This is a genomic window from Mesorhizobium loti CJ3sym (assembly GCF_000472785.1).
Lineage (GTDB): Bacteria > Pseudomonadota > Alphaproteobacteria > Rhizobiales > Rhizobiaceae > Mesorhizobium > Mesorhizobium loti_E.
Window position 1 is genome coordinate 130,767 of record NZ_AXAL01000019.1, and the last position, 12,069, is coordinate 142,835.

The window sequence follows — 12,069 nt, forward strand, 5'->3', positions numbered from 1 at the left end:
TGGTCGTGACTATCGCATGCGGGGGAAGTGCGGTCGGCTCACTTCAATATGAGCGGAGGCACACGATTATTTTATCCGGCTTTGCAGTTCTATTTGAGCAGGTCGACCAGCACGTCGAAAGCCGCGTCGATGTCGGCGCGGACCGCGATCCGCACCGCCTCAGCATCGCGATTTCGCAGCGCGGCGAACATCTCCTGGTGGTGTTCGTTGGCGGTCGAATAGTTCCCTGAATCATGCAGCATGTTGAAATAGGGGCTGATCTGCAGCCATAAATTCTCGATGATGTTGAGGATGTTTTCGGAGCCCGCCGCCCGGTAGATGGAGAAATGAAAGGCGTAGTTGGCTCTGAGATAGGATTTGACGTCTCCCGCCGCATTGGCTTGTTCGAGTGCTACCAAATGCTGGCCGAGTTGCGCAATGCCCTCATCGCCGATGCGCTCGGCCGCCCAGGCGGCGGCGATCGCTTCGATCTCGAAGCGGACATTCCGGAGGTCGACGAGGCGCGCGCGGCTGAGTGCGGGAATGCCGATCGAGCGGCCTGAAACAACCATCAAGGCATTGGCCGCGGTCAGCCGCCGCAATGCTTCCCGGACCGGCATCGGGCTGACGCCGAAGGCGTCGGCCAAGCTTTGCACCGTCACCATCTCGCCCGGCACGATGCTGCCGTCGAGGATCAATTCGGTGACATGGCGATAGACCCTGTCCTGCAGGGTTTCCCTGGACAGGGGCACGATCTCGACACCAGGTTTCCTGAACGCCGCTCCAGCCATCTCCCATCAACCTCCCCGCGCAAAGTCCTGCGCGACAACCCGTATCCGGAATGCAGGGTTCCGGCTGTCGCGTCAAGCGTCCGCGCCTGCCGCTCTGCCGTCAAGCTATTTTATCATTGATCTTTGATCAAATGCTGATACGGTCACCGACATCGGATGGCGAGGGCTACGTTTCGTGCCTTCGGGAGGCATTCGGTCGTTCGTATCGGGAGGAATTCACATGGGTATCGGATCGAAAGTCCGGCGGCTCGCGCTGCTGGCGGGCATGGCCGCTTGCGCCTTTGGCATATCGGCCGCGCAAGCCGCCGAAAAGCACAAGATTTTTCTCAGCATGAGCTATATCGGCAATGATTGGCAGGCGGAGGCGGCAAACATGGTCAAGGCCATGGCCGCGCACAAGAGCCTTGCCGACAAGGTCGACCTGCAGGTCCAGGTCGCCGGGCCCAACGCGCAGCGCCAGATCCAGCAGATCAATGCCATGGTGCAAAGCGGCGCCGAGGCGATCGTTGTCTATCCGATCTCGCCGACCGCGCTCAATCAGGTGGTGAAGAATGCCTGCGACAAGGGGGTGAAGGTCTTTGCCTATGACGCCGAGATCACCGAACCTTGTGCCTACAATGTCCATATCGATCAGCTGGAAGCGGGCAGGGTGACCGCCGAATGGCTGGTCAAGAAGCTCAACGGCAAGGGCAACATCATCGCCATCACCGGTGTTCCCGGTACTTCCGTCGACGATCAGCGCACCAAGGCCGCCAAGGAAGTCTTTGCCAAATACCCTGACATCAAGATTGTCGGAGAGGCTGTCGGCATGTGGAGCCAGGCGGTCGCCCGCACCGAACTCTCCAAGATCCTCGCTACGCGCAACTGGGGCGATATCAACGGGCTGTGGATGCAGGTCGGCTGCTTCACCGCCAACTCGATGCAGCTCGAGGCCGGCAAGAAGACCAGTGAACTCCTGCCTTGCGCCGGCGAAGGCTCCAATGGCGGCCGCATCCAGATGCTGCCGGCGGGCACCGAAGTCGAAGGTGCGGCTCCGCCCTATGCACCGGCGGGCGCACAACGCATTTCCTATGCATCGCCACCTTATTCCGGGGCGCTGGCGCTGAAACTTGCCGTCGAGGCGATCGAGGGCAAGGACGTGCCGAAGACCACGATCCTGCCGCTGCCGATCGTCACCAATGAGACGATCAAGCTCTGCGATGAAGGCACCTGGGCGGAGATGAAGGCCGGCTGCAACGTCTTCAAGCCGTCACTGGTTTCCAACCCCGGCTGGTTCGCCTCGATCTTTTCGGATCAGACGCCGGAGATCGGCCTCAACGCGGCGCTTGTCGGACAACCGGAGAACTGAGCCTCTCAAGCCGCATCGCGACGATGCGCTGACGTCTTGTCCGCGCATCGTCGATCCGCGCCAATGCGTGGCGTCCAAAACTGTGCAGCCTGGCGATCGAGGATATGACAGAACACTCCGCGCTTCCCGCCATCGAGATCGACGGCATCGGCAAGGCGTTCGGCCCGACGGTCGCGCTGGACAGCGTGTCGTTCCGCATCGCGCCCGGCAGCGTCCATGCGCTGCTGGGGGAGAATGGCGCCGGCAAGTCGACGCTGGTGAAATTGTTGTCTGGACTGGTGCGGCCGAGTAGCGGCCATATCAGGGTCTTCGGCAAGGAGATCGGCTACGGCGCGCCGCGCACGGCACATGCTCTGGGCGTGCAGACGGCGTTCCAGGAGATGACCCTTGTGCGCGACCTCTCGGTCCTCGACAACATGCTTTTGCCCTATGCTCCCGTCGGCATCTCCGGCCTGATCCGCCGCGGTGCCGCCCGCAAAACTGTCCGCCGCCATATCGACGAGCTCGGCTTTTCCGTCGATCTCGATGCCGAGGTCGGCGAGCTCGAGCTTTCGGTGCGCCAGAAGATCGAGATCGCGCGCGCCGTCTATCGCAAACCGCGCATCCTTTTGCTCGACGAGCCGACCTCGACGCTCGCCGGCCGCGACGTCGAGTGGCTGGGCGACATCATCGCCAGACTGAAGGCTGTGGGCACGACCATCGTCTTCATCACCCATCGCATGCGCGAGGTGCGCGCCTTTTGCGACACGCTGACGATCCTGCGGAACGGCCGCCACATCGTCACCGCGCCGGTTGCCGATGTCACCGATGGCGACGTCATCGAAAAGATCATCGGCCGCAGCATCGAGCAGACCTTTCCGCCCAAGCCCGATAGCGCCCAGGCCTTCGGTTCGCCGGTCCTCGGCGTGCGCAACCTCAAGGTCGGGCGCAAGCTGGACGGCGCGAACTTCGACCTGCGCCGGGGCGAGATCCTCGGCATTGCCGGACTGCAGGGGATGGGCCAGCAGGATCTGTTCCTGGCCTGCTTCGGCATGGCCGAGATCACCCGTGGCGACGTCCTGGTCGATGGCCGCAAGGTCTGGCTCGGCTCTCCGGCTGACGCCTTGCGACCCAACATGGCCATCGGCCTGGTGCCCGAGGACCGCAAATCCGAGGGCCTGTTCCTGAAACTGTCGGGCAGCCAGAACGCCACTTTGCCGGTAGTGTCGCGCTTCACGCGGTTCGGCCTTGTCGACGCGGCGGCCGAGACCCGCTCGGTCGAGGAAGCATTCGCCACCGTCGAGGTCGACCGCCGCGCGCTGTGGACGCGGGCCGGGGCGTTTTCGGGGGGCAACCAGCAGAAGATCGCCATTGCCAAATGGCTCGTGGCGCAGAGCCGCATCCTGCTTCTGTTCGATCCCACACGCGGCATCGATGTCGGCACCAAGCATGAACTCTATGTGATGATGCGAAACTACGTCGCCGCAGGCGGCTCCATCCTGCTGCATTCGACCGAGATTCCCGAACTCGTCCACCAATGCGACCGTGTCCTGGTTCTCTATGATGGGCGCATCGCGGCCGAGCTCGAAGGCGACGCCATCACCGAGCCCGCCATCATGCGGCCGGCGCTCGGCCATGCCGGGGAAGCCGCCGCATGAGCAGCGTTTCACCTCCTGCTTCCGCTGGTTTCGGGTTGCGCCGCGCGCTGATGCGCAATCGCGGTGCGCTGATCGCCGCGGCTGTGCTGGCGATCCTGCTTTTCATCGTCGATGGGATCAGCGCCGGGCCGCTGACCTATTTCGACGTGTCGTTCCTGTCCAGCGGCGGCGCGACCTCCGCGCTGGCGGCGATTGGCCAGACCATCGTCATCCTGTCAGGCGGCTTCGACCTGTCCGCCGGCGCGATGATATCGCTGGTCAATGCGGTGCTGGCATCGAGCATGGACCCGATGGCACCAGGCGCCAGCATCCTGTTGTGGACGGCGATCGGCATCGGCGTCGGCATGGCGGTGGGCGCCTTCAACGGCTTCTTCATCGCGGTGCTGCGCATGCAGCCGATCGTGGTGACGCTGTCCACCATGTTTATCCTGCAAGGCGTGACGCTGCTGGTCATGGACAAGCCCGGCGGCTTCGTCTCGCCCGATCTAGGCACCTTCTATCTGGGTGACGCGATCACCGGCTGGCTGCCGATGCCGCTGGTGGTGATCGGCGTTGTCCTGCTCGCCTGGTTCTGGCTGAAGGGAACCCGTTTCGGCACCGCACTCTATGCGGTTGGCAGCGATCCGGATTCGGCCGCTGCCGTCGGCATTAATGTCGTGCTGGTACGCTTTGCCGTCTATGTCATCGCCGGCGGCTGTTACGGCCTTGCCGGGGTGTTCATCAGCGCGCAGACCGGCAGCGGCGATCCGCTGGTCGGCAATCCGCTGCTGCTGTCGATGTTCGCGGCGGTCGTTGTCGGCGGCACGCGCCTTGGCGGCGGGCAGGGCGGTCCGGTAGGCAGCGTCTTCGGCGCCTTTATCCTGATGATGGTGGTGAACATCCTGCTGGTGCTCAATGTGTCGGCTTACTATGCGACCATCGCCGAAGGCACCATTCTCGTGCTGGCGGCCCTTGCTGGTTCCTTGTCGCACGCATCGGTGCTTGCCGTGCAACTGCGTGCGGCCCGCGCCCGGCTCGCCGCCTGGCGCGCCGGCATCTTGCCTTCGCAGCTCGAGCCGATCGACCGGCGGCTGAAGATCACCGGGCCCACGCAGGGCCAGCGTGGTCCGGCATCGCCACGCCCGGCGTTCCGCCTGCGCAACGCCGAGACGTTGCGCTATGCGCTGCCCGCCTATGTCTGCCTGCTCATCATCGTGGTCGTCACCCAGATCTGGCTCGGCCGCGCCATCCTCAATCCGGGTTACTGGAATTCGCTGCTGGTGCTGTCATCCTTCCTTGCCGTGCTGGCGCTGGGGCAGGGAACGGTCATCCTGACCGGCGGGCTCGATCTTTCCGTGCCGTGGACGATCGGCATTTCCGGCATCATCCTCGCCGGCATGGTCAATGGCTCCGACCCGGCGCTCCTCTACGCTCTGCCGGTCGTGCTGGTGATGGCTTGCGCTATCGGTTTCGCCAATGGCTTCGGCATCGCCTATCTCGGCATCTCGCCGATCGTCATGACGCTTGCCACCAACGGCATCCTGCAGGGCTTCGCGCTCATCTATTCGCAGGGAACGCCGGCCGGTTTCTCCTCGCCGATGCTGCGCTGGTTCATGACGGCCAAGCTCGGATTCGTGACACCGATCGTCCTGCTGATGCTCGTCTTCGTCGTCGGGGCTGTGCTGCTGCTTGGACGCACGCCGTTCGGCCGCCGGGTCTATGGCATCGGCAATGGCATGCGCGCGGCGCGCCTGTCCGGCATTGGCGTCGAGCGCACGCTGATCCTGGTCTACATGCTATCGGCCGTTTGTGCCGCTGTTGTCGGCATCATGCTGACCGGCTTTTCCGGCCAGGCAAGCCTTGGCATGGGCGATGATTATCTCTTGCCGTCGATTGCGGTCGTCGTTGTCGGCGGCGCACTGATCACAGGTGGGCGTGGCCACTATCTCGGCATGCTCGGCGGCGTGCTGCTTTTGACGGCGCTGCAGATGCTGCTGGCCGGCACCACGCTTCCCTACGCCACCAGGGCAATTCTTTATGGGCTGGTCGTTCTGGGTGCCGTCATGGCGCTGCGCGAACGGCGGCTGCAATGAAAAGGACAGGACGATGAGCGCAAAGGCACCCGTATCGGCGGATGAATTTCTGGCCGGGCTGAGAGGACAGCGCGTGCTGGTGACGGCAGGTGCCGGTGGCATCGGCTTCGCCATCGCCGACACGCTGTCGCGGCTCGGCGCACGCATTGTCGTCTGCGACGTCTCCGACGAGGCGCTGGCCGCGGCTCCCGGCAAGATCGACCTGGTTGCAGCGGTCAAGGCGGATGTCTCGCGCGACGATGACGTCGACCGGCTGTTTGAGGCGGTCGAGAAAGAACTTGGCGGACTCGACGCGCTGATCAACAATGCCGGCATTGCCGGGCCGACCGGCGGTGTCGACGAGATCGAGCCGGACGACTGGCGGCGCTGCATCGACATCTGTCTGACCGGCCAGTTCCTGTGCGCACGGCGTGCTGTGCCGCTGATCAAGGCGGCGGGGGGCGGCTCGATCGTGTCGATGTCATCGGCGGCCGGCCGCCATGGTTACGCGTTCCGCACGCCCTATTCGGCGGCCAAGTTCGGCGTCATCGGTTTCACGCAGAGCCTCGCCAAGGAGCTTGGGCCGCACGGCATCAGGGTCAATGCCATCCTGCCCGGCATCATCGAGGGACCGCGCATCGAAGGCGTGATCTCGGCGCGTGCCAAACAGGTCGGCATCAGCCACGAGGAGATGACCGGGCGCTATCTGCAGAACATCTCGCTGCGCCGCATGACCAGCCCTTATGACGTGGCCTCGATGGTGGCGTTCCTGCTGTCAGATGCAGGCATCAACATTTCAGGCCAGTCGCTCGGCGTCGACGGCAACGTCGAAACACTTTGAGGACCAATCCATGGCCAATGTCGCGATTGTCGGAAGCGGTTTCATCGGGCGGGCCTGGGCGATCAGCTTCGCCCGAGCCGGCCATGATGTGCGGATGTGGGACCAGTCGCCCGCCGCGACAGGTGGCGCGCGCGACTACATAGAAGGCGTACTGGGCGATCTTGCCGCGAACGATCTGCTGCGCGGGCAGTCCGTCGACACCGTGCTTGGCCGCATCGCCATCGTCGGCGAGCTAAGGGAGGCGCTGGCCGACGCAGCCCATGTTCAGGAGAACACGCCTGAGAACCTCGATGTGAAGCGGGAGGTATTTTCCCTCATCGATAGGCTTGCCGGCCCGCAAACGGTCATCGCCAGTTCCACCTCGGCGCTGTTACCGTCGAAATTCACCGACCATCTGCAAGGGCGGCACCGCTGCCTGGTCGTGCATCCGATCAACCCGCCCTATCTCATTCCGGCGGCTGAGGTGGTGCCTGCGCCGTGGACCTCCGCCGAGACGCTGGAAAGGACCCGCGCCTTCCTCATCGATGCGGGCCATGCGCCATTGGTGATGAAGCGAGAGCTCGACGGCTTCATCATGAATCGCCTGCAAGGGGCGCTGCTGGAGGAAGCTTTCCGGCTTGTCGCCGACGGCTACGCCAGTGTCGAGGATGTCGATATCGGCATTCGCGACGGGCTGGCGCTGCGCTGGTCCTTCATGGGTCCGTTCGAGACCATAGACCTCAATGCACCCGGCGGCGTGCGCGACTATGTCGAGCGCTACCAGGGCATCTATTCCAACATCTTCCCGCAGATGCTGCGCCGGGTCGACTGGGCGGGCGAGGTCATTGCAACCGTCGAGGCCGAGCGCAGCAAGCGCTTGCCGAGGAAGAATCTGGGCGACCGGCAGGTCTGGCGGGATCGCCGGCTGATGGCGCTGGCGGCACACAAGAAGAAATCGGATCAGGAGTTCGGACAATGACAGAAACCAGCCGCAAGCCCGGCGCAACGGCAGCCAGGGACAAGGTCATCATCACCTGCGCGGTGACAGGCGCGATCCACACGCCGACCATGTCGCCCTATCTGCCGATCACGCCGGATCAGATCGCTTCGGAGGCGATCGCCGCGGCGGAGGCCGGTGCCGCGATCCTGCATCTTCATGCGCGAGACCCGGAAACCGGCAAGCCCGACCAGACGCCGGAGGCCTTCGCCCGCTTCCTGCCGCGCGTCAAGCAAGGCACCAATGCCGCCATCAACATCACCACCGGCGGCAGCCCTTATATGAAGGTCGAGGAGCGCGTGCGGCCGGCCGCGCAGTTCAAGCCTGAGGTCGCCTCGCTCAACATGGGCTCGATCAATTTCGGGCTCTACCACCTCGCCGACAAATACGAGACCTTCAAGTTTGATTGGGAAAAGCCGCATCTGGAGGCGACACGCGACCTCGTTTTCCGCAATTCGTTCAAGGACATCGAGTACATTCTGGCGACCTGCTACGACAATGGCACGCGCTTCGAGTTCGAGTGCTATGACATTGCGCATCTCTACAACCTCGCCCATTTCGCCGGCCGCGGGCTGGTGAAGCCGCCGTTCTTCGTGCAGTCGGTATTCGGCCTGCTCGGCGGCATCGGCACCCATCCCGAAGACGTCGCCCATATGAAGCGCACCGCAGACCGGCTGTTCGGCGACCAGTTCCGCTGGTCGGTGCTCGGCGCAGGCGCCAGCCAGTTGCGCATCGCCGCGCAGTCTGCAGCGCTCGGCGGCAACATCCGCGTCGGGCTGGAGGACAGCCTGTGGGCCGGCAAGGGCAAGCTTGCCAAGTCGAACGCGGAGCAGGTCCTGCTGGCGCGCAAGATCATCGAAGGGCTTGGTCTGGAGGTGGCGACGCCGGACGAGGCGCGCGAAATCCTGTCCCTGAAGGGCGGCGACAAGGTCGCCTTCTGAGGCGGCCCAATAATCGCTGCACGGGATGCCAATACACAGGAGGATGGCATGAAGATCGAAGTCGTGGTGGACGTGAAGACGACACTTGGCGAAGGCCCGCTTTGGGACGTCGAACAGGAGCGCCTGTACTGGATCGACAGTTTCGACGGGCGGGTGTTCCGCGCGACCGCCGACGGGCGCGAAATCCGCTCCTGGGACGTGCCGATGAAGATCGGCTCGATGGCGCTGCGTAGGGATGGTAGCGGCGCGGTCGTCTCGCTGCAGCGTGGCTTCCATCTGCTCGATTTCGCCACTGGCGATGTGACGCTTATCCATGATCCGGAGCCGGACAGGCCGCTGAACCGCCTCAATGACGGCAAGGTCGACCGGCGTGGCCGTTTCTTTGCCGGCTCGATGGACACGATGGAGGAGGGGCCTTCCGGCGGGCTCTACCGGCTCGATCCGGATTTCTCCGTCACCAGGATCGATTCCGGCATCATCTGCTCCAACGGTCCGTGCTGGAGCCCTGACGACCGCACGTTCTACTTCGCCGATACCTGGACTGGCGAGATCTGGGCCTACGACTACGACATCGCCACCGGAGCGGCCACCAACCGCCGCACTTTCGTGCGCGTCGATACAAGCAAGGGCGGTGCTGCCGATGGCTCGACCGTCGATGCCGAGGGCTATCTGTGGAACGCGCTGGTCTATGACGGCCGCCTGGTGCGCTATGCGCCTGACGGCGGCGTCGATCGCATCATCGACATGCCGGTAAAGAAGATCACCAGCGTGATGTTCGGCGGGCCAAAGCTCGACACGCTCTATGTCACGTCGATGGCCAAGCCGCCGCTGCCGCGCTTTCCCGGCGACGGTGTCCTGCGTGGCAGCCTCTTCGCCATCACTGGCCTGGGGGTGACGGGTGTTCCGGAGCCGCGATTTGGCGGCTGAGGGTTGGCGCTCGATGGCCTTTGCCGGCGGCGAGGCTACCGCTCTCCGCATCCAGGAACCAGCGATGCCGCCGGCGAAAGCCTGGCGGCATCTTGATTGGCTACCTTTCGATTGCTGTCCCTACGTTTGCAAGGGCCGCGCGCTTGCGGCATGACAACGTAACGACATCTTTCTGACGCCACAGAGAACCGACGCCGAACTGTCGCTTGCCGAGGCCGAGGCTGACCTGTTGATGGCGCAGGCGCTCGAAGCGCGCGGTAGAGTCAGATCCGAGATGGCCTCGCGCCATCGAAGCTCCGTCATCTCCTACGTCCCAGGCGACGAATGCAATGCTGGCGAGGGTGACTTGCCGAGGTGCAGGTCACCCTCGCATGCGCAAGCCGCCTGATTCCCCAATGGATCAATCGCCACATGCAATTTATCGTGTTTCACATATCTTGACTGCTGGTTTAAACATCACTATACAATTTTCAGATGGCTCAATTGCATGTTGGAAAGGGATAGCGTGATCACTTCTGCTCAAATGCGGGCCGCCCGGGCACTGCTTGCCATCGACCAGATCAAACTGGCCGAGTTGTCGGGCGTGTCGATCGCTACCATCCAGCGGATGGAAGCGAGCGATGGCAACGTGCGCGGGGTAGTTGATTCTCTGACCAAGGTCGTCCACGCGCTCAACAGCGTGGGGGTGGATTTCATCAACGATTCCGAACGCAGTGACCGGGGAGGGCGTGGCGTCCGGCTGCGTCACACCGACATGCTTCTTGGTAAGGCACATTGAACAACCGTCATCGCGACGGTGACCGCCGACCCTCCCGCCGACGATCCCGCCGCCTTCAACTCAGGAAGGCTCATGCTTTGGATATGACCCCACCCGTCTCGCGTCCGTCCCAACCGACGTTCGTCGAGCTTTTCACTCCGAAAATCATCACTGTCCTGCGCGAGGGGTATGGTGTCGCCAGCCTCCGCGCGGATCTTCTGGCCGGACTGACCGTCGCCATTGTCGCCCTGCCGCTATCGATGGCGATTGCCATAGCCTCCGGCACGACGCCGGAGCGCGGTTTGTTTACTGCGGTGGTGGGCGGCTGCCTGATCTCACTTTTTGGCGGGAGCCGGTTCCAGATCGGCGGCCCGGCAGCAGCGTTCACCGTGGTCGTCGCCACCACGATCGCCAACCATGGCTTCGACGGGCTGCTGCTGGCCACCCTCATGGCGGGCATCTTCCTGATGTTGTTGGGATTCCTGCGCCTCGGCAGCTACATCAAATTCATTCCTTTCCCGGTTACCGTAGGCTTCATTTCCGGTATTGCTGTGATCCTCTTTGCCGGCCAGGTGCACGACCTTCTGGGCCTGACACTAACCGTCAAGGAGCCGGCGGACTTTGTCTCCAAGCTTCAGGTGCTTTCCGCAGCCATTTCGACTATCAACCCTGCGGCTGTCGCTGTAGCGCTGATCACCATCGGCCTCGTTGTCGGTGTCAGGCGTGTGAGGCCAAACTGGCCTGCGATCCTGATCGCGGTTGTCGTTGGCTCCGTCCTGGTTGTCGTGCTTAAGCTCCCTGTCGAAACCATCGGCACGCGCTTTGGAGGCATACCCAGTTCCCTGCCTCGGCCTTCCCTGCCACCTCTTTCGCTCGATAAGGCATTGGCAGTATTACCCGACGCCCTTTCGTTCGCTCTCCTTGGCGCTATTGAATCGCTGCTGTCGGCCATCGTGGCAGACGGCATGACAGGGCGTCGCCATCGTTCCAACATGGAACTTGTCGCCCAAGGCATGGCGAACATCGCGTCTGCGATATTTGGGGGCATCTGTGCCACTGGCACGGTCGCCCGCACCGCCACCAATGTGCGGGCCGGGGCTCGGAGCCCCTTGGCGGGGGTATTCCACGCAGGCTTCATCCTCCTGTTCATGTTGGTGGCAGCCCCGCTCGCGAGCTTCATTCCTTTGGCCGGCCTTGCAGGGGTGCTCGCCATAGTGTCATGGGGCATGGCGGAAAAGCACGAGTTCGCAACGCTCGTGCGGACCTCGTGGGGCGATGCCGTGGTCCTGCTAGCGACGTTCGGCCTCACCGTGTTCCGGAGCCTTTCGGAAGCGATTGTGGTGGGCTTCGCCCTCGGTGCGCTGCTGTTCATCCATCGGATGTCACAAGCGACCGGCATCGAGCAGCACGCCCCCCTCGTGCCTGAGGACATGGCCGATGACGTCGATGACCGTCCGCCTTACGACGTTGCCACAGCTACGGATCCGGACACGGTCGTGTACCGGATCACCGGGGCTTTCTTTTTCGGTGCGGCCTCGGCCGTAGGCGCCGTACTTGACCGCATTTCAAGTGAACGGAAGAATCTCATCCTTGATTTTTCAGCGGTGCCGTTTCTGGATTCGACAGCCGCCAACATCATCGAAAGTGCCGTTCATAAGGCACATAAGGCCGGTCTACGGTTTTTCATTGCAGGCGCATCGCCCGGCGTCATCCAGGCCTTGAATCTTCGCGGCGTGGCTTCACCGCAGGTTGACTTCACCAACACCCTCGACGAGGCGCAACAGCAACTGCGGAAGTTGCATCTACCAGCTTAGGACTTCG

At 63.2% G+C, this 12,069-nt stretch carries 10 protein-coding genes; 9 read left to right on the forward strand and 1 reads right to left on the reverse strand.

Annotated elements, in window-relative coordinates; all coding sequences use genetic code 11:
- Positions 1-89 precede the first annotated feature (89 nt).
- Positions 90-770, reverse strand: coding sequence for a GntR family transcriptional regulator (locus A3A9_RS0124740; RefSeq protein WP_027061177.1), 681 nt, complete (start codon positions 768-770; stop codon positions 90-92).
- Positions 771-990: 220 nt separating this feature from the next.
- Here A3A9_RS0124740 and A3A9_RS0124745 point away from each other — a divergent pair, with 220 nt between their 5' ends.
- The 9 genes from A3A9_RS0124745 (at position 991) to A3A9_RS0124790 (ending at position 12,062) form a co-directional block, all read left to right on the forward strand.
- The gene (locus tag A3A9_RS0124745; RefSeq protein ID WP_027061178.1) at positions 991-2,118 is read left to right on the forward strand and encodes a sugar ABC transporter substrate-binding protein; all 1,128 of its coding nucleotides are present in this window, start codon (positions 991-993) and stop codon (positions 2,116-2,118) included.
- A 104-nt stretch (positions 2,119-2,222) separates the two neighbouring features.
- Complete coding sequence (locus tag A3A9_RS0124750) at positions 2,223-3,755, forward strand: sugar ABC transporter ATP-binding protein (RefSeq protein ID WP_027061179.1); 1,533 nt, start codon at positions 2,223-2,225, stop codon at positions 3,753-3,755.
- A complete protein-coding gene (locus A3A9_RS0124755) occupies positions 3,752-5,827 on the forward strand; it encodes an ABC transporter permease subunit (RefSeq protein WP_027061180.1) in 2,076 nt (691 codons plus the stop codon). Before A3A9_RS0124750 ends, A3A9_RS0124755 begins: the two co-directional genes overlap by 4 nt.
- A gap of 13 nt (positions 5,828-5,840) precedes the next feature.
- A complete protein-coding gene (locus A3A9_RS0124760; protein WP_027061181.1) occupies positions 5,841-6,647 on the forward strand; it encodes an SDR family oxidoreductase in 807 nt (268 codons plus the stop codon).
- A 10-nt stretch (positions 6,648-6,657) separates the two neighbouring features.
- The gene (locus A3A9_RS0124765; RefSeq protein ID WP_027061182.1) at positions 6,658-7,605 is read left to right on the forward strand and encodes a 3-hydroxyacyl-CoA dehydrogenase; all 948 of its coding nucleotides are present in this window, start codon (positions 6,658-6,660) and stop codon (positions 7,603-7,605) included.
- Positions 7,602-8,564, forward strand: coding sequence for a 3-keto-5-aminohexanoate cleavage protein (locus tag A3A9_RS0124770; protein WP_027061183.1), 963 nt, complete (start codon positions 7,602-7,604; stop codon positions 8,562-8,564). The genes A3A9_RS0124765 and A3A9_RS0124770 overlap by 4 nt, the downstream gene beginning before the upstream one ends.
- Before the next feature lie 48 nt (positions 8,565-8,612).
- Positions 8,613-9,491, forward strand: a complete 879-nt coding sequence (locus tag A3A9_RS0124775) for an SMP-30/gluconolactonase/LRE family protein (RefSeq protein WP_027061184.1) — start codon at positions 8,613-8,615, stop codon at positions 9,489-9,491.
- A 505-nt stretch (positions 9,492-9,996) separates the two neighbouring features.
- Positions 9,997-10,269 carry a helix-turn-helix domain-containing protein gene (locus tag A3A9_RS39395; RefSeq protein ID WP_033838789.1) on the forward strand — a complete coding sequence of 91 codons (273 nt, stop codon included), beginning with the start codon at positions 9,997-9,999 and terminating at the stop codon, positions 10,267-10,269.
- A gap of 83 nt (positions 10,270-10,352) precedes the next feature.
- Positions 10,353-12,062: a SulP family inorganic anion transporter gene (locus A3A9_RS0124790; protein WP_033838776.1), complete on the forward strand. Its 1,710-nt coding sequence runs from the start codon at positions 10,353-10,355 to the stop codon at positions 12,060-12,062.
- The last annotated feature ends 7 nt before the right edge of the window (positions 12,063-12,069 follow it).